Raw genomic sequence first — 26,302 nt, forward strand, 5'->3', positions numbered from 1 at the left:
TTTTAATTGTATGATAATAAATATAAATATTTAGGAGGCAAAAATATGAAACAACCTTTCCTCATTGGAATAAGTTTTAGTGACTATAAATCAGGGATGAAATTATGCTTGCACGAAGACTATGAGTCTATTAAAAAAGATGCCATAGTTACGATTGAAGAAATGAGCGGATTTAATAAAGAAAGCAACGCATTTAAATATCCTTTTGGCTTGAAAGAATTGTTTTTTATTACTACAGATGGTGTGAAAATTATTTGGAATGAGGTTTCACTTTCATGTTATATCGAAAGGGACGAAACTATTTCATTCTTAGAAAAAATGTTTAATCATTACAAAGCAATGGCTGCTCTCAATTTACAAGATCCATCTTATGAGTGGAATCAAGAAGATTATAATCAATATTTAGAAAGGAAACATGAAACTTTAATTGAAACCACATTAGAATATGAATATGAGCGAATTAACAAGAAAAAGGTTACTTCATAATACTTCTATAATAGGGTATTAATTAAAGGTGCATGCTTTATTCCATAATAGGGCGCTTTAATGGAGCAATGAAAAAAGCCTAACTTCTCAAATTTAATGAGAAATTAGGCTTTTTTATATTTACTTATAGTGCAAAACAACTCTTAAATTGACAAGTTAATCCTGACTCCTTTTCAAATTCCTTCAAATAAAAAATCCTTTTGTCAGAATATTAATAGTGATACAATTTTTATAATCAAATATAGATAGGAGACACCCCCATGAACTCATACTTAATCACTTACGATTTAATCGGTCCAAACAGAGACTACGATAAAGTTTCCAAAAAAATCGAAACCTATCCAAACCACTCTCGTATATTAGAGTCCGTTTGGATTGTAAAAAGCGACACCAGTTCAAAAGAAATTAGAAACGACATCAAAACAGCCCTAGATGATAACGACAAATTATTCGTATCAGAATTAACTGGAGAATGCGCATGGCGTAAACTTGATGAAACAGCATCTCAATGGATACTGGACCATGCATAATATACATCGTGGTATTTAGTTTTGAATTTTCTTTCATTTAAAGTTATACTAAAACAAAGAGACAAGTCTCCTTCAGGCTATGTTCGTTACAAAAGCCCAATTCTCGTATATTAGAATTGGGCTTTTGTAATTAATTCACTATAACCATGCAACACGTTTGCGGTTTACTATCCCTAATCAAAATCTTTTTATGTTATACTTTTTACAGTGACAAGTCTCTTCTATGTATAAACACCTTGTCACTAATCTTCTATCGTTATCTTTTTCGCATCTTAAAAGAGCCATCCTCCCTAATGTTTGGGATGATGACTCTTTTTTTCTTTACTACCATAGATAAACTGCAGTTATCATTTAATATATCCCTCACTTCTCCCGAACACCCTTTATTCTCAAAACTAAATTCACATAAGATCATTGGCGGATACCCCCGCTGAAAAAACTCAATGGATACGAAATCATTTATAATAAAAATAACAAAAAGCACACGAGAAAAGATCAGCTAAGATACGTGCGCAAATGATCGTAACTTGTATTGATATTAGATCAAGAATACTACAAATGAATAATCCGTTATTTTTTTGCGCACTCTAATCCATATTATGCAATAGGTTTGGAGTCGATTTTATGTTTAAACAGAAACTGTTAATGACATTTTGTGGATTTATAATACTGGTTTTACTTACATCTCCAATAGAAGGAAAGGCAGAAAATATATCTAATAAAGATTTTTATGATTCTTATAATACTTTATTAGCTCCTTATGCAAGTAAAACTATCCGAAATGAACTTGGACCAAATCATCAGTATAGTTTAACAGATACAAAAATCTTAAAAATTGAGCGCCCTCAAAAATATACTTTCACCTTTACTGTAGTAGCTAAATATAAAACGTATACCAACGCTCATAATCCACCTAATCACGTTGTAACAATAACTTATAATGTTAGCCCAAGCGGGGTGAAAGTTATTGATTTCAAACAAGTAAAAGAAAGAAAGTGAGTTCACACCTCACTTTCTTTCTAAATCAATAAATAGAGTAGCTGATTGGTTGTTTACCGAAATTGACTGCATTATTATAATTACTAGTATTATCTACTCCAAAATAAATATCAAACCAATTGTATGTTACATTCCTTTTACAATTTACATCTCCCATATCTTCTACTACAAATGTGTTCTTTGCAGTACCATTAGGCATACCAAGGCTTTTATTTGTATTGATAATAGTCCCTTTTGGAAATCTAGTCCCAGAGTAAACATTGCCACATGTATATGGATGCACTGCAGCGGTAATATATTGTCTTGGTGTTGTACCATGATAAGTTTTATTACCTGAAGCAGCCACATATGCTGTTACAACCTCATTCGAATAATTAGCAAGTAGCTCCTTTCCTTCTATAGTTACGGTTTCATTACTTTCATTTAGATTAGTTTCTGCCAAGGAGCTAACTGGCAAGGCAAAGAGTGTTACAAGTGAAAAAAAGTAATAATAGATTTTTTCAATTTAATATCCCCCTTAAAAAAATTAATAAAACAACGTAATTTGTCACCTCCTTTAATTTGTCAATTAACCTGCGACCTCCCTAGGTAGTTACCTGTCACTCCATCTAAAAATACCTCTGCTTCTTTTTGATTTTTACTGCCTATAATTGATAAAAATATATTATTATCCTCTTTAAAAAGTCTAAAATGATATCCTTTAGAAATCACATTTTGTCCAGGTAGTAATGCGAAATCTTGTATTGCCTTCTCTACCGCCGTGTTACTGTCAATTTTAATTTCATCATTTTTAATAGTTGGTTCATTTAATTCTTCTATTACAGATGCCTTTTTTAATTTACTTTTCTCTATTGAGACAATTAATCGTTTTTTTTGATTTAATAAACCAAGAATCATGTTCCAATTTTCCTTCTTTCCATTTTGACCACTATTTTCCCCATCATCAACACTTCCGATATATATCAATTCACATGCATCATCTATTTTCTGAGCTTCCTTTATCCCTAATTGATAAGCTTGAAACATTGTAATTCCACCTTGTTTTTCTTGTTTTCCGTTATTATTTTTTGTTACTTTTGCAACGAACGGAATATCAGTATATTTATTATTAAAAAAAGAAAGAACAATAATAGAGGAGCCAATAGCAATAAATAGTAATAAAAACATTATTTTTTTCAAAGAATCACTTCCGTTTTTACAAATTTATTTCTACCAAAATTACCCATAATCCTTCTGTTTATCTCAAAAAAATACAAATAATTTTATATTAGTTTCCTAAAAGATACCGCACCTTTAAAAAACTCCCCTTAGAATAGAAAAAGCAGCTGATTTCACATCCAATTCACCTATCACATAACCTCATCAAAATACAGCCCCCCCTTTAAACATAGTGAACAAATAACCAAACATTTCTTGCAAAAAAAACAAATCAGCGTGTACACAGACCAGGAAGTAAAAAGAAACTGGAAACAACTATCTAACTGTAACCAATCATAAACTGCTAAATTGCAAAACATTTCCACACGGATGCTATCAAACTTCATTCACCTGTGTTTGCATATTCACCTCAAAACCACTTAATCATACACCAGAACAGAAAAACACTGATTGCTAACTGTGCGGTACATACCTATAAACTATCCGAAATTTCAGAAACAGACCAAAAACCATTCAAGACCGTTCGAAAACTATTAAAGACTGACTCACTAATATCTAACTGATTTACTAGATTGATTGCTGTTAGTAATCAATCTAAAACTGAAAGGAAAAGCAAACAAATGAAAACAAATACTTATTCAAACGAAACGAAGAACTCAAACATGCACTTGGTTAGCAAATACGCACACATACTCTTTGAAATAAAATGTGAAACAGATATCAACGATGAATTCTGTCACGAAATGGAGAATATTTTAGACGATAGCGACACTGTTTTTGCAGAAATTAAACGATTAACTTTAACCGTATTTGCAATGGAATACATACAAATTTCTAGAAGATTAAACCAAAATCCCAACAAACAACAACCTATCATTTTAAATGAGAATATTTATAGTAGGATTTTAGTAAACGATACCGATTTAAGGAAGTGTGAACACAAAATCAAGATAAGACGCAAAGAATTGGAGCGTTTCATTTTAGATTTTGGAAACATCTTAAAAAAACTAGCGTTATAATATATAAAAAGAATCCCTACATTTTATTGTAGGGATTCTTTTTATATCAGGTTCATAACCGTTACATAATTCACTAAAACATGAGTCATAATTGGAACAATAATTCGGTCCGTCTTGTAATACAAATAGGAAGTGACCAGCCCCATAATTATATAAATAGGTATATGGGTAAGTTCACCATGTACAATGGCAAAACACAAAGAACTTATAATAGAAGAAAACCAAAAACTAAATTCTCGAATAAGTGTACCAAACATAATTTTCCTAAATACAACTTCCTCTATGATCGGCCCAATTAAAACCGTAGCAACCAGAAAAAGCGGAACAGCATGTATCATATCCATAATAGCGTTTGTATTTTGTGAAACTGGATCAAATACAACAAATCTTGAAATAACCCATTCTACTGTGAATTCTCCTATCAGTACGACAACCAAACCACAAAAGGACCAGATAAACCATGAACAAAATGTATCGAACTGTTTACTTGTAATTTTCAAACGGTTTTTCCATTCATCCCTAGTTAGGAAGATAATAATACCTATTACAAAGAAATCTATAATTAAATTCACATACCCCCTCACCAATAACTTACCGTTTGTCATTGTTTCAAACATGTCTATTCTCATTAACCCTTTAACTATAAAAGCGCTACCCATCCATAAACTGAACCAGGCTAAACCAATCATCAAATACTCTCTTTTTATTGTCTTCACCACTGTGACCACCTTATCAATTTTCGTGCTCATCTACAAAATATTTAAAAATAAACGAAGAAAAGCGACTTTGATATAAGCCACTTCCCTTTACTTACTTCTTAATTTCCGCCCATTTAAAATTAAATTCCCCACCAAATTCAGTAGTCACAATACCCTTAACAGAAGAACGTTGTAAGTATGAGCGCCCCATTTGATAAAAAGGAGCCACAGCTGCATCTTGAAGCAAGATCTTCTCCGCTTGTTTCATTGCTTCCCAACGTTCTTTTTCATCACCGGCCAACTCATTTTTTGCTTTATGTATTAAATCGTCATATTCTTTATTTGAATATTTATCAAAATTATATGCGCTATCTGTCGTGAACAAATCTAAAAATGTAATTGGATCTGCAATGTCTGGCCCCCATGCATCTACACCCATATCATACTCACTATTTAACAGTAATTTTATTTGTTGCTTACGTGGCTGCGCTTTTACATTCACGGTTAACCCTTGCAAATTCTGTTCTAATTCACCTTTTAAGTATTCAGCATTCTTTTTCGCTACCGCATTGTCACTCGTTAGTAATTCCAGTGTTACTTGCTCTTTTCCAAGCTCTTGCTTTGCCTTCATCCAATTTTCTTTTGCTGTTTTCACATCATCTTTTATCAGACTTCCATTTTCTTTCCGGAAGTCCTTCCCATCTGGTCCCACTGCAAACTTATCAGGAATTAATCCTTCAGCTGAACGAGAACCATTATTCAATACAGTCTTTACAAACAATTCTTTATTCATCGCTTCACTAATCGCCAATCGCGCATGTTTGTTTCTTAACACTTCATTCTTTTGATTTAATCGTAAAAATTGAACCGTTACTTCTTCTCTTTCTTTAAAATCCGGATTCTTTTTATATTTATCGATAAATTCACCTGTCAATCCAACACGATCAATCTGGCCAGATTCATATAAATTTACTTCTGTAGCTTTATCTTTTACAACATCAAAATTGATTTCTTCTATTTTTACTGTCTTAGCATCCCAATAACTCGGATTCTTTTTTAGTTGAAAACTTTGCTCATGTTTCCAATTATTCAATGTAAATGCACCATTATAAATTAAGTGGTCCGTTTCAAGACCATATTGTTTCCCCTGCTCTTCAAAATACGTTTGATTAATTGGTAAATAGGTTGGAAATGCTGTTAAACTAACGAAATAAGGAACTGGATGTTCCAACTCAACTTCCAATGTTTTATCGTCAACTGTTCTTACTCCCAATTGATCTGCCGATAACTCTTTACCATTTATCTTTTTCGCATTTTTAATATCAAAGAATAAAAACGCATATTCCGCCGCTGTATCTGGATTAACAGCACGTTTCCAAGCAAACACAAAATCATCAGCTGTAACAGGTGTTCCATTTGACCATTTCGCGTCATCCCGAAGGTGGAATACATATTTCTTTTTATCTTCACTAACATCATAAGATTCTGCTACACCCGGAATTAGTTTATTTTTTTCACCAAGCGTATATAGCCCTTCAAATACGTTACGCATAACATTCATAGATTCACCATCAGTAGCTTTCGTAACATCCATTGTTGGAATTTCCGCAATATAAGGCAAGTTAATAGATTGTTTTTCCGAACCTTTCTCATTTGCCTTTGCTGAGTTTACTTTCTTTTCTTCTCCATTACAGGCCGTAAGTAATAAACTGACCCCTAAAACAGAAACCATAAGCGGTTTGGTTTTTTTCTGCATTTTTCTTTCCTCCTAAATTGTACATCAAACAATATTTGATTATCCAAATTTTAGATTGTATAGTCTATAGAAGTAGAGGAAATCTACTTTTCTACGTGTACCCAAACACTTCCGCTCTCATATACACCATATTCCAATTGATTTTGGATGATTTAACCAACTAAACGTTACCATTGTATAGAATATAGTGTCAATAACAAAAAGAGATAGCCCTATTTTATTAGGTCTATCTCCCCTACTTGAATCTTCATCCTATTCATTCACAATATAAAAGATTCATTGCTTGCTCATTCCTCTTCTATTCCAAAATATATCAGCTATTACCCACATAATCTTTGGCAGTAATGCTAGTCTGCTCCGATACGATTCCCACACTTGCTCTATATCCACAAAAGTATTAAATTCCACAAGCTTTGGACCATCATCTATATTAAATATCTCTCTAATTCGGTATTTATGATTCACTACAAAACGGTAACAATACGTATATGCATCCTGTTCTGTCCAATGAAGTTTTTTCAAACTTTCGTTATCAAGCAAATATTCTCCATAACCAGCATCATAGTCACTCATTACTATATCCCATCTTTCTCTAAAATAACACGCCTGTTCACAATGCCGTAATTCATGGATAAGTAAGTAAACAAACATCCAATAAAACTGCCCCTCGAAACATCTTTCTAAAATCCGATCTTCATAAACTACTACTAGCCCTGCATAATAAGCAGCGTCACACTGATTATTTAACATCTTTTCAAATTCAGATTTAACTTTCGGTGATAGATTGGGATTCCTGTCCAAAAACTCATACGATTTAGTTATACAGACATCTACCGGTAACTTTCGCATTTGTAACGGCATTAGCTCATAAAGTTGTAAAAGTTGCGTATTAGAGACATATTCCCCTTGATTATAGAACTCCAATTCCTCACACTTCCCCTATAATAGTGTTTGTACTCTTTTATTCTACAACAATTTTAAACTTTGCACCGTCAGGCAATTTCCCCGTCTTACTTCCTACATAAGAACCTGCACCACGGTTATCCGAAGGCTTTATATACCGAACACTCGCACCATTTCCGCCTTCAGCACACATCGCCATTGGATATTCATCGCGATCATATCCTTTTTTCGTTGGGACATTTGCTAAAGATTGTTTTCTTCTTTCTGAAGCTCCGTTACGATCTATAGTGCAAATATCTGTTTTCCCTTTTGCAATCGCATCTTTTATATGTGCTGCTGTTTCCGGAAATCTGTCGGAAGGAAGATATAAAACCTCTGCTACTTCACTTGTTCCCTTTCCATTTCCACTTGTACTTACACTATTTAAATCAAATACATCTAGTGAATACCCCACAATCACTGCTATAACAACTAACACACTACTAAGGATACTCTTTAACTTCATATCATCCCACCTATTCCCTGAATAAAATGTAATGTTTCGTTAATACTGTAAACGGAGGAATTTTTATATACCCATTAATTCCTTCCTTTCTTAAAAGACTGAGCAGTTAGCTTTTGCTGGCTGCTCTTTTCTTTGAATAATTACCATAATCTTGTACATATTAACTATAAGCAGCTTTTTAACAGTGATTGCTGCTCGGAACCTTTTAGTGGCTAGTTTTTCTAGCCACTTATATCTAAAAGGAGCATTCATGAAAATTTTAAGATACATAGCCCTTACAATTGGATGGATTACATTGCTATCACTTTGGTATGTAGTATTCTTCCATTAATTCCTATTAGATTTGTAATTTTTCTTTTCCTGGCCTGTTCACTTGCAACATACATATATTTATACAGACTATAAAAAATTCAAAATATAGTTTTTGGTCCAAGAGCACCGTTAGGGAAAATGGTGCTTTTTTCAATCCAAGTAACAAAGCCACTCCTTAACCCTTTTAAACATTTTAACCCCTCCGTTTTTGTACAAAATTCAAATTTAAAGAAATTCTACTATTTTAATTGATTATTTAGCATATGCCACATTTTTTGATATTCTTTATCTTTAGATAAGGCTTCTTCGTGTATTTTGTTACGCTCATTCATTTTGATGAAATTCTTTTCTAAATCACCAAGAATCTCCTTTTCTTCTTTTGGAGTTAACCCCTTTCTTTCACTTCTTTTATTACTGATTCAGGAATATTTTTCATTTTTATACACCTTTCATTTCTATAAAATTCAAATTCTATTACAATAATGCTTTTGTTAAGCCTTTATTCAACAACTGACTTTCCATCACGTTTCCTTTGAACTGTTACAAACTTTCCATTGTACCACCTGAAAATATAATCAAATTTTAATCTTCCTTGTTACCGTCCACTTCATATTCTATAAAAGGATCAATCGTAAAACTGTCATTAGGATCCACTTTATATTCTACAGAATCCCCTTCTTTCCCACTAATATATCCTGGTGTTTTTTCAACTGTATAATCCGCATACGGCTTATACTCGCTATCTTTATATAACCTTAAATAATCAATATAATTCTCAACCGTTCCTTTAGACCAATACGGAACACCTGAGATAATAACATCTTCCTCAACAAACTTTCCTCTTTTTCTATATGTCGCTACTTTAGATTGGGTATAATCCAACCCCGCATTGATTAATTCTCTTGCAAATTCACTTTGACTGAAATATTCCGTACTAGACAAAATCAACTTATGACTTGACCCATGAAGTAAATACGTATCATTCCGAAAGTAATGAGCTATTAAATCTAATGCGAACGCCAATTTTTCTCCAATTAAATGTTGATACAACAAATTTATATCAAAACTATTTTCTTTTGGACTTTTAAAGAACCAAAGCAACCTTAAAAACGTCCTCTCTTCTTCTGTTTCTAAAGCGCGAAGCGCTTCATCGTGCATAAACACATTTTCATAAGCATTCATTTTATCCTCTAAATAAGGATAGGTATTAAGAAGTAGCTCTATTGTCTTTGACATGGAAAATTCCTCCTTTGTGATAAGTTATAACAAAGATACCACACTTTGTTATACATTACGACAATATATGTTGTAATGTATAACAATAATTCTTTTTTTACAACCGTGGCAACGAAAAGAATCCCGCGAGGGATTCCGTTGACACTTCTTTTCAAAGGTGCGTAAGCCCTTTGAAAAGAACAATAAAAAGCCTGTGAGTACATTACATTTCGTAAGAGAAATGTAATGACGCTACAGGCGTATTGTTTGTATACGAAGTATATAAACAATCAATTTCCAAAGGGCTCGATGCCCTTGGAAATTGCATTCTTTAAAAAAGGAAAAGCGAAATGCTTTTCCTTTTTCATTCTATCGCTTGCGATAGAATGAACTCATTTAACAGGCTCGATGTCTGTTAAATGAGTATTCCAAAGAAAAAAGAGAAAGAGGAGATTAACTCCTCTTTCTCTTTCTATCGTAAGTACCCCTTCTCTCTCAAAGAATAGAATCGACCTGCATCGTTGACAATAAGACTGTCTAACACCTCAATCCCTATCAACTTACCTGCATCATACAAGCGTTTTGATACATCCTTGTCTGCATCAGAGGGAAGAACCATCCCTGAAGGATGCTAGTGGGCTACCACGATTGAAAAACTATTATTTAAGATAGCACTTTTAAACACATCGCGTGGGTGCACAACACTAGAATTTAATGAACCCACGTGACAACGATGTACTGCAACTACTTCATTTTGTGTGTTCAAACACATTACAAGGAAAATTTCACGGTCATCATCACCAATAAAATGTGTAGCAATTTCTGCCGCATCAGATGGACCAGTGATTTTCTTTTTCGGAACATTTACCTCTTCTCTTACTTGTCTAATTTTCACAATTTCATATGTAGTTTCCATAGCTTAACAGCTCCTTTCATCGTTCGGAACAGGAACAATTTTTGTGAAAAGAGTTGTAACTATGGCGCGAACAAAGTGAAGCGTACAACGTATCAAAAAAAGATTAGGGAATCTTATAAAGCTCAATGATTTAGGTGTTGTTGCGAATGTATTTTATGAGCTTACAACACTTTAACCTACTTAGCTTTATTAGTTTCCCTTTTCTTTTTGCAGACCATTTACCAACTCTCATGAACAAAAATTATAATGAGGAGAACAAAGGAAGGACGGATTCCACTATCCCATTACTTAATGCTTACCGTTCAAAAATTCCAACGGAATTAGGTAAGCTATTTAGAAAAGTGCGCAAGCCTTTTCTAAATAAAGAAAAGAGCTTGTATGCGTAGCATAGAAACAATCGGTTTATAGGTGGCTCGATGCCTCTTATAAACCGACTTCTCTTATTTGAAGCAGCAGCAGGAGAAACCCCTTTACATCATGGAAAGCGCATTTCTGATTCCTATTTCAACTTGCTCTTTACTCATATCAGACGAGAAGACCACTTTAACAAGACATTCATTATACTTATCCCGATTTGCTTCTACAGAGAACATGGGTGTTTTTGCCCATCCCCTCGAAAGGGGGGAATAAGAAAAAAGTAACCACCTTTCTATAAAGAGTAGCATTTTGAAAATGCTGATTTACAACAATAAGGATTTTGGGACAAATCATACGAGACACACGCAATCCTTATTGAAAACAAAATCAGTTAAATACCACTAGGGTTAATCCTGTACATAAATAGATATATTAGAAGTCTCGTCAATAAAACACGAAATGTTGATGCTACCTCTATAGGGTTTTTACCACATCAAAAAAACTGCATAAAAAAAGAGCCTGAATCCAGACTCCTTTTGTTTATTAATTTGGTCTAAATGAAGTTTCTACTCCTGGCATTACTTTATAATATTTCCAATCCATTGAATATGCTGTTCCTGTAAGAGTTGCATAACCACCATTATTTTTATTCATTGATACACTACCACTAAGTGTAGAACCTAACGCTCCCATACCACCTACAGTTGCATTTCTTTTATAACCAGAATGGTATTTTAATGCTACATTACCATTAAATTGATATGGCCATTTTGTAGCTGGCTTAACAGACCAATAAACAGATCTTCCACTATTACTTGCAACAATACTTGAACGCCCTCCAGGACCATTAACCGATGAATACATTATAGGATTATTTTTATCTATTATAGGGTTACTTCCGTCCATACTAACACTATCAGGATGATTCAAAATAGCATTAGAAATTTCTGTATCATTACCAAAACTTCTAACTGTAATTTCTTCATCTTGATAAATAATTTCTCCAGTTGCATTTAACATTTCCAACTTTTGATCGTCCAGTTCACTTGCAAATACTGGAGTAACTAATACCAAGGAAAATATAGCAAAAAATGTTGATAAAAAAACCTTTTTCATAAAAACATCCTCCATTTCTATAATTTGTATATCAATCTATGATATTATGGTAACATAAATTGATAATAAGAGGTGAGATTTTTTGAAAGAAAAAGATTTTTTAAGTGAAAAAGATTATTATAAAATTCTTTTAAAAGGGACATGTAAAATTAATAATATCCATCCTCAAAAACCAAGATTTGAATATTTTAGCGATATAGAAGAGCTTGTGCTTATTCATATAAAAAATCATTTGGAAGATGGAGTAGATATAGAATGTTTTAAAATTTTATATTATATTCATCAAACAGTGATACCTTTAGGGATCAAATATACTCAACAATTATATTTCTACCCAAATGGAAATAGATTAGACCGCATAACAGTTCAATTTAAAAAAGAAGACTATATATTATTAAACCAAAAAATAAAAACAGGGGATATAAGTAATTAACAACACTTAAAAGTGTTGTTTTTATTTTCCCTCCCCCTTATTTTGGGGTGTTAGCCCCTGAAATATGCGTAAATGCATATTGTAAATCCCCTTAATAATTCCTTAGCGTACGAAATTCGCGGAATCCCCATACAGGCTGTTTTTGCCCATCTCCTGAAAAAGGGGTGGACAAAAAGCGATATTCTTTTTCAAGAACGATTGCTTTTTTGTAAGTTACATTCGTATTCTTTGACTCTTCTATAAAATGTATTACTCTTCATCCCTACCTTTTGCATTGCTTCTACTGCAGTAATTTTATGATTTTTCCACGCTTGATAAGTTTCTATAAAATTATCATCGATTTCAATTTTTTTACGGCCAAATTTAATTCCCTTTTGAAGTGCAATTGCAATCCCCTCTTTTTGTCGTTCACGGATTCTTTTTCTTTCATCTTCAGCCATATAACTTAATAACTGCAAAATTAAATCTGAGATAAGGGTTTCAATTCCATTTAAATCTTTATATTTCATTGTATTAAGAAGCGGCATATCTAACACAACAATATCAACTTCTTTATCTTTAATTAATTCTTGCCATTCATCTAAAATCATTTGTTTATTTCTTCCCAAACGATCTAATGATTGGATGTATAAAACATCTCCATTTCTCAACATACGCTTCATAAGTTGATATTCAGGACGTTTGAAATCTTTTCCGCTCGCTCTTTCTATAAAGATATATTCTTCAGGAATACCTATTTCGGATGCAGTCACGAGTTGTCTTTCAATAGATTGATCTTTACTACTCACTCTAATATAAAAAAATTTCCTCATTATATATTCCTCTCTCATTTCAACATTTTTATACAAGCTATAATTATATTTTAGTGTCAAATTATATACAATTCAAATGACATATTTCAAAAATAATTATGTTATAATTATGAAACATTAAAACTTAATCAAACTCCCCATGTCAAAAAGTATACTTTTTGACATGGGGTAATCTATTATAACTATAATTTATAAGGAGATGTAGAAAACGATTGAACATGAATATTCAAAAAAGATTAACTATTTTAACTACAGATGAAATAAATCAACTTTATAGTAGACCTCTTTTTACAACTAAAGAGCGAGCACAGTATTTTTCTCTTTCTCAAATGGAAACTGAATTGTTATATACTTTACGTTCAATAAAATCTAAGATTTATTTTATTCTTCAACTTGGATACTTTAAGTCAAAGCATTTATTTTTTCAATTTAACCTATGTGAAGTGAAAGAAGATATTCAATATATTCTTAAAGTCCATTTCAATAATGCTGACTTCTCAGATTTTGGATCTATTGATAAAAAAACTAGGCTAAATCAACAACAACTTATTCTCAAACGATTTAACTATTGTCTTTGTGATTCACAATCTCGACTAGATTTAAAAGAACAAGCTCGTAGAGCTGCAGCTATAAGTGGGAAACCGATTTTTATTTTTCGAGAACTTATAAATTATTTAACTACTAAACGGATTATTATTCCTGGTTATAGCTTTATACAAGAGGTTATAGGAAATGCTATTACATATGAACAAAAACGCCTTATAAGGATTATACAAAAACAGCTATCCGAGGCGGATAAACAGCATTTAAAAGAATTATTATACAATCCTTCTGGTTTATATAAGATTACTCGAATCAAACATGAACCTAAAGACTTTAGTATGAATGAAATTAAACGGGAAATTGAATATGGGAAAGAAATGTATCCTCTTTTTCAACTGGCCAATTCAATTTTGCCACAACTAAAAATTTCTAATGAAAGTATTAAATATTACGCTTCTTTAGTAGAATATTATTCCGTATATAAATTAAAAAGGTTTAATGAATCCCTTATAAATCTTTATTTATTATGCTTTATTTTTCATCGATACCAAAGAATGAATGATAATTTGATCAATAGTTTTATTTATAAAATGAGAAAATACAACGATGATATCTTATCCTTTGCGAAAGACCAAGTATATAACTATTACACAGAAAACCAGGAGGATTTCAAGAAAGTTGGAGATGTTTTACAAGTTATAATAGATGAAAACATTTCCGAACATACAGTATTTAAAGACATACAAAGACGTGTATTTTCTATCCTAGACCGTCCTAAATTAGCTGAGCTAGCAAATCAAATCTTGAATACTTCGAAGATAGATGAAAAAGCGTTCCGTTGGGAACGTATTGATGCATTAGCTTTACAATTCAAAAGACAAATTCGTCCTATTTTTATGGCAATTGATTTTGTTACAACAGATATTGAAGATTCTCTTATGGATGCAATACATTTTTTAAAAGAAGTTTTGATGAAACGAAAAACTTTACTTAAATATGATATCGAAGATATTCCACAAACCTTTATACAAAATGGGACCAAACGTTATCTTTACACGAAAGATGATGCGCATTCAAAACGTTTACTAATAGATCGATATGAATTTTTAATTTATCATTCTTTATAGCATCGCTTACAATCAGGGGATATTTTTTGTAGAAATAGCATACAGTATAGAAGTTTTGAAGATGATTTAGTCGATGAAGATACCTGGGTACATAAAGAAAGTATGATTCAAGATTTCAATTTAACTAAGCTACAACAGCCCATCGAACAGCATTTAAAAGAACTTGAAACCAAATTGGAAGCTCGTATCATCTCTATTAATAAAAGGATTACCTCTGGAAAAAACAAACATGTTCAAGTGAAAAAACATAAAAATAATCATTCTTGGACACTTCCATATACTCGAGCTTCATCTCTTATTAATCATTCTTTTTTCGATGTATTACCACAAGTTGATATGAGAAGTATCCTGTATTTTGTAAATCAGCAATGCAATTTTCTAAATAACTTTGAACATATTTTGGGACGCTATGCTAATCAAAAAGCAAATGATTATACTCTCATTCCATGTTTAATAGCTTGGGGAACCAATATGGGGTTATATCGAATGGGAGAAGTCTCTGATATAGATTTTTCAAAATTAGCTACTACATCAGCTAATTTTATTCGATTAGAAACATTAAAAGATGCAAATGATTGTATCAGTAATGCCACAAGTCAGCTTCCTATTTTTCCGTATTTTAACATTGATGATTTCATCCATTCAAGTAGTGATGGCCAAAAATACGAAACACAGATTCATACACTACAGTCCCGTCACTCTTCTAAATATTTTGGAATGAATAAAGGAATCACTTCTTATACAATGGTGGCTAACCACATTCCAATTCAAGCAAGAATTATTGGTGCAAATGAGCATGAAAGCCATTATGTATTTGATATTTTATACAATAATACAACCAATATAAAACCTACTATCCATTCTACAGATACACATGGAACGAATGAAGTTAATTTTGCTATTTTAGATTTGTTTGGTTACCAATTTGCACCAAGGTATAAGGACATTCATGCAACTATATCTCGCAACTTATACGGTTTTCAACATCCAAATCAATATGAAGGATTACTTATCAAACCCTTACGGAAAATCAATACAGAACTAATTATGAAGGAATGGGACAATATTAAACGTATTATGGTATCTCTTGCTTTAAAGACTACAACTCAAAATGTTATTGTTCGAAAATTAAGTTCTTATGCACGAAAAAATCAAACCAAGCGAGCATTATGGGAGTATGATAACATCATTAAAAGCCTATATTTTTTAGATTATATTGATTCATTATCGTTACGTCAAAATGTTCAAAAATCACTAAATCGTGGAGAAAGTTATCATAAATTACGTCGATCAGTATCATATGCAAACTTTGGGAAACTCCGTTTCAAAACTGAACAAGATCAACACATTTGGAATGAATGTAGTAGGCTACTCAGCAACTGTATTGTTTATTACAATGCGAGTATATTATCTAATTTATTAATAAAATCCAAAGATACAGGGATTGAGATGAAAATATTACAGTATATTTCACCAATTGCATGGCAACATATCAATTTTTATGGTCGTTATGAATTTAGTAAATCCCCAACGGTAGTAAATATAGAGGAAATTCTTGAGAGTATCAATAAAGATGATATTCTAACCAGCTTAACACGAGAAGACTCCTTGGAAGAATAAAGTATTGCTGTCCTTATTCCCCCTTTTCGGGGGGATGGGCAAAAACACCCAATTTTAAAAACTCAGAAGGCTGAATTTGCCCAATTCCAGGGGAAATAAACCATCTTTTTGCTCCCAATCTTTCAGGGGTAAAGTTAGAAACTGGTAATCTATTTAATAATATTAGAGAAACAAAACCAATAATATAAAGTGGCCAAGATAACTTTTGTAATTGATCCACATCTAGGTATGCAACCAGTAATAATAGTGCAAAACCTATTATATAGTTCAAACCTTGTTTCATAGCAAAGTTAGACTCACCATATTGTCCAGTTTGCTGACTACTATATATAGCTGTTATGCTCGTGATACATAATATGCATAATATTAAAATCAATGTTACATCTAAACTCTTTAGAAAATCCAAACATCTCTTCATGATTTCCTTCCGTGATATTATTGGCAAAACAAAAGAGGATACAACTCTATCCTCTTTTGTTTATATTTTTTTGTATACAAGCTTTTTATCCGTTCCTTTCTTCATATGTTAGGGAAGCCTATTTTACTTATACTATCTTTTCATTAATCCGTTTATAAAGGTAATTATTTTGAATAAAACAAAATAAACATTTAACTGTTATTTACTAGATATAACTAGAAATTTTATTGTTTTTTAGGAAGTACAACTTCTTTATACAATTGAACTGTAATAAGATAATAGATTGTATAGATACTTATAAAAATAGAAATTGGTATCCACATGTGAAAATAAGGGTTAACAACAAAAGCAGAAAAAATATTCATCCCAACAAATACATGTATAATACCGACAATTGCAGGGAATACAAAAATAAAGAATAATTCTTTGTAGATTGAATTTGTTAATAATTCACGGCGGACTCCAATTTTACGAAGCATTTGATAACGTGCCACATCACTCGAAGCACCTGATAATACTTTAAACATGAGACAACTCGCCATCATTGTAAGGAAAGCAATCCCTAGGAAAAACGCCATAAACAATATTCCGTTTACAAAACCTGAATATATTGTGTAATAATGGTATTTTGTTGATCCTAATAATACTGATTTTACATTCTTTACTTCCTTTTCTAGCTCAGTAATTAAATCTTTATACTTCACTAGTTGTAAATGATTAATTTCTTTCCATTCCTTCACATATTTCATGTAATCATCTGATTTTCCAACAAATGTTATATTCTCTGATTTTGCTATGTTCTCATACATTTTTTTGCTAACAATTTTAATAGGATGCTTCAAATGAATAGCAACATAATCCGGCACGATTACCCCAAAGGCCATTTTCCATTTTTGAGACATTTCTATCATAGCGTCTCCATATTTTATATCCTCCCCTAATACAGAGTTTAAAGGTAGTTCTTCTGTATTACGTATTAGCTTTTTTTGTCCATTTGTATCATTTTCTACTAATAAAGGATCCTTTTCTAAATCTTCCTTAATGAAATAAACAAACTTCTCATCCACTTTATAGCGATATTCTTTTGTTTCTGTAAATTTAATATCACTTAAAATTTTCTTCTCCTCAACTGTTGGATTATGAATATTGACATCATAATAGGTAAACTTATCTAATTGAAATGGAATATTATTTTTAAAAGCCATCCCTCCAGATATTGCTCCAGCACCTAATGCTACTAGCATTGTAATCGTAGCTAAAACTTTTGTTAGATTACTAATTCGATAATTTAATTGAGCAAATGTAAAAGCATTAATTCCCTTTTCATTAAACTTCTTATTAGATTTAATCATTTTTACGATAAGCGGTAATACAGCTCCAAATAACATATACGTTCCTGATGTTACAGTGATTAAAGATACGACTATCCCGCTAACCTGTAACTTCCACATATTAATCATTGCAAAATACCCAACTGCTAATAAAATCAAGGCAAATACTGCAAGTACTGCCTTTTTTATTCCTCCTACCTTGACTTGATCCATTTTTGCATTTCCATGCACTAGTTGTAATACCGAAGTATTTAATAATTTAAAGCTATTGATAACTGCATTGATAAAAAAGATGGTTAAGAAAAATCTACAAGTTGCTTTTAATGCTGGTAGATGCAACGCATTATATCCAACTGCATCAAATGCGAGTTGTGTCATTAGCAACTTACCTGTCGTATGTGAGAGAACGATTCCAACTAACCCTCCAATTACAAGAGATACAACTCCTAATGCCATCGTCTCCATAAACATAAGGGTTACAACTTTATCTCGTTTCGCCCCTAACATCATGTACATTCCAAATTCCCTTTGACGTAGAGAAAATAGAAATGAATTAGCATATAGAATATAGAAAAATGTCACAGTCCCAACTAAAAATGAGCCTGCTTTAAATATAAATAAAATCGCACCGATTGAATTATTTTCTTTCAAAAACACTTCATTAGTTCCTAATGTTTGGAACATATAAAAAATAGAAATGGCTATAATTAATCCCGTCAGCAAGATGCCATAATCTTTCTTCTTGCTTTGGATAGCCCCAATAGCTAATTTGAATAACATCATTGAACTTCCTCTCTTATATTTGTTTCGTATCCATGTTTGCCATAACATTTAAAATTTCTTTATAAAATGTTTCACGATCACTCGTACAATGTAATTCTTTATATAACCCTCCGTCTTTAATAAATAAAATCCGTTCACAATAGCTCGCACTATAAGGATCATGAGTAACCATCATAATAGATACATTTTGCTTTCTATTTAGGTTTTTCATCGCCTTAAGTAAACTTTTCGCATTTTTGGAATCGAGTGCTCCTGTTGGCTCATCCCCTAAAATAATTGCTGGCTCGTGTACAAGCGCACGTGCTGCAGCAGTACGCTGTTTTTGTCCTCCTGAAACTTCCGCAGGATATTTTGGAAGAATTGATGAAATATCTAACATTTCCGCTACTTTCTCTACCTTTGGTTTGATATTTCGTGATGGAACACCTTGAAGTGATAAGGGAAGAGCAATATTCTCATACACAGATAAGTTCTCCAACAGATTAAAATCTTGGAATATAAATCCTAATTTTTGAGAACGAAAATCAGAAAGCTCATCCTGCTTCATTTTTGTAATATCCGTACCTGCAATTTCAATTACACCATCTGTCGCCTTATCTAATGTCGAAATTACATTTAGCAAAGTTGTTTTCCCCGAACCAGACGGACCCATAATTCCAATAAACTCACCTTCTCTTACCGAGAATGAAACATTCTTTAAAGCATGGGATTGATTTTCATCTTTTTTTCCATACGTTTTTTTCACATTTTCAACTTTTACAACTGTTCTATTCACTTAAACCCCTCCAGGTATTTAATTTCATCAAAATACTCTACTAATTTTAAAATGATTATGCTTTTCTCTTTCCATATGTCATAGTTCGCCACATTTTCTCTAGTGGACCCATTTTAAAGAATTTAAACCAAATCGAAGTATATATAATTTGGATCGTAAAAATAAGTAACGCTATCCAAACTGTTTGTGTAGGTGTTACAAATTCAATATTTGCAAATGAAAATATTACTTTGGCAATGATGCTTTGTGCTACATAATTTGTAAGGGCCATTCTTCCTACAGAAGCAACCGGTGTAAACAACGTAGCAACTGTTTTATTTTCTAATAATAAAAACATCGTACTTAAATATAAAACAACCGTTGGGATACTACTTAGTTTAATAATCAGGGATAATTGATCACTGTTTGCACTAGATGCTAGCCAAATCCAGACAGCACCACCAATGACTAACGGTAACATCGCCAATTGAATTCTCATAATTTGTTTTTTAAATTCCCAAATTCTTCGTATCCACCCTGCTTTAGATACCCCAAAGCCAGCTAAGAACATCAAGAAAATTAAAGTCGAATCTGTTGTCATAGATGTTGCGATTGAAGTAACCATTTCATTTTTAATATTTACAAGTTGTATCACGATACAAAATAAATAAGCACTAGCAATCCCGCCTAGCCACTTAGCTATCGTAGATAAACTCGCATGATAAAATGGAATTAATAATAAACCGATACATGCATATGCAGATAAAATACTCCCAAAAAATATAAACATATGGACAAGACTTATAATGAAAAGTGATCCTAAACGTCTAGCAAATCTCCGTTTAGGATTATCTCCACGCTTCTCAACATTTGAAGCAAAAATATAAAATCCTACTCCAAATAAAAATGAGAAAATTGAAAAGAACTTCTTCGTAATTATTACATCAATTAATATACGGATTGTTTCATCTATACCACCATAATTCGTGGGTGCCGAAGATCCCTCGATTACTATTTGAAATGCTGGTATGTTAATAAATAAAATACCTAACAATGCAAACCCACGAATAATATCAAGTGATACGATTCTATTTTTTGAATATATTATTGAATTCATGTTTTCCTCCTCCAATCAACTATATGGGTGACCTAACCGGACGGTTCGGTCTGTTTTTGTTAAAATTTTTATAACATCTTCTCACTAGCTTATAACATTTTATACTCTTTACTACATACTATAAAACAGCATTCAATTTTTCTAAGATCGCTTTATCAATCTTGGTTTTATCAACTTTTTCTTTCTTAGAAATAATACCTCTCCTATCTTCCCAATGTATAATGTAATATTGATTTTTTTCAAAAACATCATTTGACACAATTCGAAGCTTTCTTTCTTTTCCTTCTTTATCGTACCCTGTCACGTTATAGACATTGTTTTTGCTCATTTCACCATTATTTAACCTTTTGCTTTCAACTGTAGGGTTAGCTATCATTTTCACGTAATATTCTTTCGTTGAATAATATCCATTGCTAGAGGTAAGATAATAAAAAGCACCCCCACAAATTACTACTAAAACCATAAAAGCTCTAAAAAACCATTTCATAAAAACACTTCTCCTTTTGTATTGATTAAACATCCATCATTAAGCTAGCTTCTTAAGTATGACTTAAAACTATATAGCTTACCATCCAACTTTCTTACATTAACATTACAAACCTGTAATGTTCCGCTCAATCTTTTTTCGAAATATATGCTGTGAATTTTAATCTACGTATTATCAGTAAACCCAATATAATGAACAATGCAACAATATATGTTAGCGAACATGAAAGACCCATTTCGGGTATTATGATGTCCGTTAATGCTTGTTGCGTCATCCTATTCCATTGCTACACAAAATCCGAATGTATATAGATTTTATAAAAGGAAGTCTCCGAGATTACGATTTTAAGACGATTATCTTTTTTTATGGATCCCCCTATCGTTAAATCTCTTTAAATACGCGATGTGGATATTCAGTTCGTAAGAAATGTAATTTATGTACATGCAATGATTCTAGATTCTTAGCATACTAATAGCGTATAGCGCGCTTATAGCTAACCAACAAGTCCACTGCGAAAGTAGGGCTGTTTTTTATGCCTATTTTGATAATACCGGTACCATCGTTTTACATAGTCCAAAAGTCATCATAATCGACTTTTTTACCTGTTAGTTTTTTTAACGCTTTTATGATTTTTTGTGCATTCCTCATTGTAGGTGAAAATTTGTCGCCTTGGCATACACGACTTATTGTGGACTTGCTCACTCCACTTTCATTGGCAAGATCATGTTGAGTTAGATCATTACGGTCTAGAAACTCAGCTAATTTGGAACGATTTCTTTTTCCTAAATTGAACCATTTCACTTTTAACCCTCCTATAAAATTCTTTAGTAAAAGGTTAGCCAACAATTTTATTTTTAAACTTCCGAAAAATAGGTTCAATTAGATCTATCTGAACAACATCAAATAATGAAGAAAGATGTACACCAAGAGCCAAGAGAAAAAAGTAATCCAATACAACAAAAACCAACCGCATCTGAACGAATCAAGAAACTTAAAGAGAAAACAAAAAACAGCAAGCTTCACCAAGCTCGCTGCCCTTTATTCCTTCTGTCCAACAAAAACATCAACAAGTGATTCAATGATTGCCCCAACTGCTACAGCAATAGCTACATAGGGTAGCACCACACTTCCATCAACATAAGGATTTAGACTATTCTTGAAGTTGAAAACACGTTACTATTCTCTTATGTTAATAAGAAAGGGTGTCGTGCTTTTTATAAATGTGTATCAAAAACAAGAGTTGTCTTTATTTGCTGAAGAGTTATATCATAAAATTCTAAAAAACAACAGACCGGACCGTCCGGTCTGTTGTTTAGTTTATTAACCAAAGACAACATTAATTTCTAAGTTAATACGAGTAATTCATATCTACACATTACTTAAATCCACTTTATCTAATACTACTAGATTGAACTTTGGTTTCGCACTTAAAAAATTTAATAAATAGATATTGAACAAAAGGTCCCATAATTAATAGTTGGACTGGGAAAGCAAAAATAAAGTTTTTGAAAACTATTGAGTAGTAAAGCTCAATTAATGACTTTTCACCTAAACCATTAGAAAAATGAGCATTTGCTACCCCATAAATAGACATAAAGAGAACCATTCCAACTACCATAAAGAATGAAATAGATAAATTTACTAATTTCTCCTTAGATTTATCGTAAGGTAACAAAAATGCAAATTTCTTTGCGATTGGACCAACTATAAATAAATCTAATAACAAAGAAATTATAAAACCTAATGTTAGTTGAATAAGTACTCCTTTAAAGGATACTATTCCAATTAAACCATTTATAAATAAATTATAAAAAGTCATAACTATGCCCATCCAAAAGCATGTTAGCATCTCAAAGTAAAAATTTTCTTTTTTAGTTATTGGCAACTTATCATCCCTTCTTTACTTATAAGCAGTATAATTTTATAGTGATATCATGAAATTTCACACCACAATAAAGAAATGTAATATGCTATCTCCTATAGAAAAAACAATAGTTCTTTATTAACAGCTTGGCGTAAAGTTAGACATAATTGTAAATCACCAGAAATTAATCTTATTCTTAATTAAAGTCTTCACTTTCTCTTAACAAGCTTATAAGTTTGGGTTTTGTTTTTCCATTTCTTTTAGTTCCATGCTTAATTGTTCTAATAAATGGGCTGGTGCTTTTTTCGGCGAACCAGCATCAAATGGTGGTTGTGGATCATATTCTAAAACTAATTGTGCAGCTTTGGCAGTATCTTCTCCATATTCCCAAGCAACTAACTGTAAAGCCATATCAATACCAGCTGAGACTCCTGCTGCCGTTATAATGCTTCCCTTATGAACAACCCTTTCTTCAGTTGGTATGGCACCGAGAGAACGTAAGATATCATAAGAGCCCCAATGACTGGTTGCTTCAATCCCGTTCAATAAACCTGTAGCACCTAAAATTAATGAACCATTACAAACTGTTGTAGTGTACTTAGTAGTTTTATGAATCCTACGTATCCAATCCAATGTTTCTTTATCATTCATAGGAACCTTAAAGTTTGGTGGACGACTTCCAGGAATTACAAGGATATCAGCTGAAGTAATTTCGGAAAAACTATAGTCAGCATGTAAAAATCCCATTTTTGTATCTAGCTGGATTAATCCTTTATTTTTAGCAACAAACTTTAATTTACTATTTGTTCCGGCAGCGAATACTTCATAAGGTCCAATCGCATCTAATGCTGTGATTCCATTGTAAAGCATAATAACAATTTCCATTATAATCTCTCCTTAATACAGAATAGTATATTTGTTATTCATTAAATTAAATACTGTTTTAAAGCCTTAACACTTATACAAATTATGTATACACACTAAAACCTCCTTGTATTTTGATTCGATAATAGACCGAACCGTCCGGTCTATTATCTTAATAATACTACATCGCTATTAATATTGCAAATTTCATTCTTAAATTAAACAACGTTAATGATTAATTGAGAGTTGAAAATTTATTTACTGCCAATATCCCTCTTAAAAATAATATATTTGACTACCTAAAACGATTATTTTTAATCTAAAGAAAAAGAACCAAATAGATTAAAATGCTTAAATTTGGTTCTTTTCTAAATGATTTTGTAATAATATTTTTACTTGTTCGATACTATAAATTATATGTTCATTATTTAAAGACAAACGACTCGCCATAATTGCACCTTCTATAGTCGAAAGTAAAAATGATGCTAAGCCATAAGAATCTAAACCTTGTTTAAATTCTTTAGACTTAATCCCTTCTTCAATAATAGCTTGTATAAAAAACAAAGTCCGATTATATTCTTCAACAACCTTTTCACGAAGCGCTGGAAGTCCATAATCAGCTTCTATTGCTGTATTAAGTAAAGGACATCCTCCATCCACAGGTGGGTTATGAGCCGCATCTTGATAAACTTCAAACATTGCTATTAATTTATCGAGTGCTGTATTTTTAGATTTTGTTGATTCGGAAAAATGTTTCCAAATAATATCCCCAGAATATGCAAACGCAGCAATAGCAATTTCATTCTTATTTTCAAACCGTCTATATATCGCACCTTTAGGAAGTCCTGTAGCTTCCATAATATCCTGGATAGAAGTTTGACCGTATCCCTTTTTATTAAATAATATTAAAGCATTTTGAATAATAACATCACGTATGGTATCTACCTGATTCATTTATACCTGCCTCCACCTAAATACTATATCCTGTTTTTTAACCTATCCTACCATATTTAATGTAGTATATTATTCCCCCTTTATCAACCAAAACACACAAGTACATAAAATAAATTTCATTCCCGCATCTTTCTTCATTACCTTCGCTGTAAAGGTTACTTTTGCTTCTCCTACACCATTGATTTTTGGTACCACTACTTTCAAGTAGTTGCCTTTTACTTCGGCTTCTACCTTTTTACCATCCAACAGGATACTAGCTGCGTCTAGCTCAAGTCCTCCTGGTAATGTATCTTCAATTACCACATCTTTTACTGTTGTTTTATCTAATACGTTTTTCGCAACAATTGAATATGTTACGGTATCTCCCGCTTTTACTACTTTCTTATCCGCTAATTTCTCAGCTTCTATTTTACCAGGTATACATTTTATTGCATTTGAATTAGCTAGTGCTTTTGAAGTTGGAATTTCAAACTTTGTATCACTTGACATGAAAAATCAACTAGCAACATCAAACCCATTTACATCGGGTTTTGTTTCTGTCACCTTATAAAAAAGGTTATACTCGCCTTCGGGTACACGCATATCCCGAGCTTCTAAATCATTATAAAATCTAAAACCATTTTATCTTTTTCATTTTTAGTAACCTTTGAAACTGTTTCAATTAAACGTTTAGAAAAATTATTAATATCATTTGAAAGAACAAACCATTCTGGTTTAGTCGCCATACTTTCAAGTGATTTTCGAGATTCTGGTCCAACTTCATTTTCATACTTATCATAATAATTATTCGGAGCTGATAGCGCCTGTTTATTTTCCAAAAAGGCAGTTACTAATTTATAATTTTTACTTTTTATTAGATTTTCTATATTAGTAACTTTCTACCATTATCCACTATGGCGTAAAAATTTCAAGTCAATTGCAGTGAATCAATAAATCTAAGACATACTTATACTCTAAAAAGGACATGTTCAGTGCGGGAAAGCTCCTCTTCAAAAAGCTTTGCGTTCTCTTTTCATGTTTCAAAACCTAATGTTATAACATTCCATAAGAATCAATTCTACCCTAGATCATTGATGAGTTAAAGAAAGAGAAAAAGATGCCTGTAGGCATCCAAAGAAGGCTGATGCAATATCCAAATAACATTGCAGAACTAAATCGCCGTTATGTTAAAAAGAGGTTTCGTTCAATGTTTGGATTAAAATTTTTTCGCACATCTAAATTTATT

24 protein-coding genes and 4 pseudogenes are annotated in these 26,302 nt (G+C 32.0%); 7 read left to right on the forward strand and 21 right to left on the reverse strand.

Features of this window, described 5'->3' with window-relative positions; genetic code table 11:
- Positions 1 to 45 precede the first annotated feature (45 nt).
- From JFU02_RS02125 to JFU02_RS02135, 3 genes are all read left to right on the forward strand, one after another.
- Positions 46 to 486 (forward strand): hypothetical protein, encoded by a 441-nt coding sequence (locus tag JFU02_RS02125; protein WP_201069556.1) that lies wholly within the window; start codon positions 46 to 48, stop codon positions 484 to 486.
- A 260-nt stretch (positions 487 to 746) separates the two neighbouring features.
- Positions 747 to 1,016 carry a CRISPR-associated protein Cas2 gene (locus JFU02_RS02130; protein WP_201069557.1) on the forward strand — a complete coding sequence of 90 codons (270 nt, stop codon included), beginning with the start codon at positions 747 to 749 and terminating at the stop codon, positions 1,014 to 1,016.
- 624 nt (positions 1,017 to 1,640) lie between these two features.
- Complete coding sequence (locus JFU02_RS02135; protein ID WP_201069558.1) at positions 1,641 to 2,015, forward strand: DUF3888 domain-containing protein; 375 nt, start codon at positions 1,641 to 1,643, stop codon at positions 2,013 to 2,015.
- A 25-nt stretch (positions 2,016 to 2,040) separates the two neighbouring features.
- Here JFU02_RS02135 and JFU02_RS02140 read toward each other — a convergent pair whose 3' ends face one another.
- The gene (locus tag JFU02_RS02140) at positions 2,041 to 2,457 is read right to left on the reverse strand and encodes a hypothetical protein (RefSeq protein WP_201069559.1); all 417 of its coding nucleotides are present in this window, start codon (positions 2,455 to 2,457) and stop codon (positions 2,041 to 2,043) included.
- A 122-nt stretch (positions 2,458 to 2,579) separates the two neighbouring features.
- A complete protein-coding gene (locus tag JFU02_RS02145; RefSeq protein WP_201069865.1) occupies positions 2,580 to 3,194 on the reverse strand; it encodes a hypothetical protein in 615 nt (204 codons plus the stop codon).
- A gap of 599 nt (positions 3,195 to 3,793) precedes the next feature.
- On the opposite strand from JFU02_RS02145, the gene JFU02_RS02150 reads away from it, so the two are divergent.
- Positions 3,794 to 4,192: a hypothetical protein gene (locus tag JFU02_RS02150; protein ID WP_201069560.1), complete on the forward strand. Its 399-nt coding sequence runs from the start codon at positions 3,794 to 3,796 to the stop codon at positions 4,190 to 4,192.
- Positions 4,193 to 4,233: 41 nt separating this feature from the next.
- Here JFU02_RS02150 and JFU02_RS02155 read toward each other — a convergent pair whose 3' ends face one another.
- From JFU02_RS02155 to JFU02_RS02185, 7 genes and pseudogenes are all read right to left on the reverse strand, one after another.
- Positions 4,234 to 4,908, reverse strand: coding sequence for a CPBP family glutamic-type intramembrane protease (locus JFU02_RS02155; protein ID WP_201069561.1), 675 nt, complete (start codon positions 4,906 to 4,908; stop codon positions 4,234 to 4,236).
- Between the two features lie 94 nt (positions 4,909 to 5,002).
- Complete coding sequence (locus JFU02_RS02160; protein ID WP_201069562.1) at positions 5,003 to 6,646, reverse strand: peptide ABC transporter substrate-binding protein; 1,644 nt, start codon at positions 6,644 to 6,646, stop codon at positions 5,003 to 5,005.
- 276 nt (positions 6,647 to 6,922) lie between these two features.
- Positions 6,923 to 7,570: a hypothetical protein gene (locus JFU02_RS02165; RefSeq protein ID WP_201069563.1), complete on the reverse strand. Its 648-nt coding sequence runs from the start codon at positions 7,568 to 7,570 to the stop codon at positions 6,923 to 6,925.
- Positions 7,571 to 7,607: 37 nt separating this feature from the next.
- Complete coding sequence (locus tag JFU02_RS02170; protein WP_201069564.1) at positions 7,608 to 8,054, reverse strand: NucA/NucB deoxyribonuclease domain-containing protein; 447 nt, start codon at positions 8,052 to 8,054, stop codon at positions 7,608 to 7,610.
- Between the two features lie 894 nt (positions 8,055 to 8,948).
- A complete protein-coding gene (locus JFU02_RS02175) occupies positions 8,949 to 9,602 on the reverse strand; it encodes a hypothetical protein (protein ID WP_201069565.1) in 654 nt (217 codons plus the stop codon).
- 451 nt (positions 9,603 to 10,053) lie between these two features.
- Positions 10,054 to 10,497 (reverse strand): annotated as a pseudogene (locus JFU02_RS02180) (JAB domain-containing protein).
- A 900-nt stretch (positions 10,498 to 11,397) separates the two neighbouring features.
- Positions 11,398 to 11,970, reverse strand: a complete 573-nt coding sequence (locus tag JFU02_RS02185) for a hypothetical protein (RefSeq protein ID WP_201069566.1) — start codon at positions 11,968 to 11,970, stop codon at positions 11,398 to 11,400.
- A gap of 82 nt (positions 11,971 to 12,052) precedes the next feature.
- Between JFU02_RS02185 and JFU02_RS02190 the strand changes: the two genes are divergently transcribed.
- The gene (locus JFU02_RS02190; RefSeq protein ID WP_201069567.1) at positions 12,053 to 12,403 is read left to right on the forward strand and encodes a hypothetical protein; all 351 of its coding nucleotides are present in this window, start codon (positions 12,053 to 12,055) and stop codon (positions 12,401 to 12,403) included.
- 188 nt (positions 12,404 to 12,591) lie between these two features.
- Here JFU02_RS02190 and JFU02_RS02195 read toward each other — a convergent pair whose 3' ends face one another.
- Positions 12,592 to 13,215, reverse strand: coding sequence for a recombinase family protein (locus tag JFU02_RS02195; RefSeq protein ID WP_201069568.1), 624 nt, complete (start codon positions 13,213 to 13,215; stop codon positions 12,592 to 12,594).
- A gap of 218 nt (positions 13,216 to 13,433) precedes the next feature.
- On the opposite strand from JFU02_RS02195, the pseudogene JFU02_RS02200 reads away from it, so the two are divergent.
- Positions 13,434 to 16,505: pseudogene (locus tag JFU02_RS02200) on the forward strand (Tn3 family transposase).
- A gap of 43 nt (positions 16,506 to 16,548) precedes the next feature.
- On the opposite strand, the pseudogene JFU02_RS02205 reads toward JFU02_RS02200, so the two are convergent.
- The 11 genes and pseudogenes from JFU02_RS02205 to JFU02_RS02255 form a co-directional block, all read right to left on the reverse strand.
- Positions 16,549 to 16,923: pseudogene (locus JFU02_RS02205) on the reverse strand (FtsW/RodA/SpoVE family cell cycle protein); the annotation flags it as partial.
- Between the two features lie 224 nt (positions 16,924 to 17,147).
- A complete protein-coding gene (locus tag JFU02_RS02210; RefSeq protein ID WP_201069819.1) occupies positions 17,148 to 19,034 on the reverse strand; it encodes an ABC transporter permease in 1,887 nt (628 codons plus the stop codon).
- A gap of 16 nt (positions 19,035 to 19,050) precedes the next feature.
- The gene (locus JFU02_RS02215; protein WP_137052674.1) at positions 19,051 to 19,812 is read right to left on the reverse strand and encodes an ABC transporter ATP-binding protein; all 762 of its coding nucleotides are present in this window, start codon (positions 19,810 to 19,812) and stop codon (positions 19,051 to 19,053) included.
- Positions 19,813 to 19,867: 55 nt separating this feature from the next.
- The gene (locus tag JFU02_RS02220) at positions 19,868 to 20,908 is read right to left on the reverse strand and encodes a DUF418 domain-containing protein (RefSeq protein ID WP_201069569.1); all 1,041 of its coding nucleotides are present in this window, start codon (positions 20,906 to 20,908) and stop codon (positions 19,868 to 19,870) included.
- A gap of 118 nt (positions 20,909 to 21,026) precedes the next feature.
- On the reverse strand, positions 21,027 to 21,395 hold the full coding sequence (locus JFU02_RS02225) for a YxeA family protein (protein ID WP_201069570.1): 369 nt from the start codon (positions 21,393 to 21,395) through the stop codon (positions 21,027 to 21,029).
- A 564-nt stretch (positions 21,396 to 21,959) separates the two neighbouring features.
- Positions 21,960 to 22,196 (reverse strand): helix-turn-helix domain-containing protein, encoded by a 237-nt coding sequence (locus JFU02_RS02230; RefSeq protein ID WP_201069571.1) that lies wholly within the window; start codon positions 22,194 to 22,196, stop codon positions 21,960 to 21,962.
- Between the two features lie 589 nt (positions 22,197 to 22,785).
- Positions 22,786 to 23,280, reverse strand: coding sequence for a DUF2798 domain-containing protein (locus JFU02_RS02235; protein ID WP_201069572.1), 495 nt, complete (start codon positions 23,278 to 23,280; stop codon positions 22,786 to 22,788).
- 207 nt (positions 23,281 to 23,487) lie between these two features.
- On the reverse strand, positions 23,488 to 24,144 hold the full coding sequence (locus JFU02_RS02240) for a DJ-1/PfpI family protein (protein ID WP_201069573.1): 657 nt from the start codon (positions 24,142 to 24,144) through the stop codon (positions 23,488 to 23,490).
- 330 nt (positions 24,145 to 24,474) lie between these two features.
- Positions 24,475 to 25,077, reverse strand: coding sequence for a TetR/AcrR family transcriptional regulator (locus JFU02_RS02245; protein ID WP_201069574.1), 603 nt, complete (start codon positions 25,075 to 25,077; stop codon positions 24,475 to 24,477).
- A gap of 69 nt (positions 25,078 to 25,146) precedes the next feature.
- A complete protein-coding gene (locus tag JFU02_RS02250) occupies positions 25,147 to 25,566 on the reverse strand; it encodes an isopeptide-forming domain-containing fimbrial protein (RefSeq protein ID WP_201069575.1) in 420 nt (139 codons plus the stop codon).
- A 104-nt stretch (positions 25,567 to 25,670) separates the two neighbouring features.
- A complete protein-coding gene (locus JFU02_RS02255) occupies positions 25,671 to 25,895 on the reverse strand; it encodes a hypothetical protein (protein WP_201069576.1) in 225 nt (74 codons plus the stop codon).
- 189 nt (positions 25,896 to 26,084) lie between these two features.
- Between JFU02_RS02255 and JFU02_RS31910 the strand changes: the two are divergent.
- Positions 26,085 to 26,302: pseudogene (locus JFU02_RS31910) on the forward strand (DDE-type integrase/transposase/recombinase); the annotation flags it as partial.

Source organism: Bacillus sp. TH13 (assembly GCF_016651175.1).
Taxonomy (GTDB): domain Bacteria; phylum Bacillota; class Bacilli; order Bacillales; family Bacillaceae_G; genus Bacillus_A; species Bacillus_A thuringiensis_S.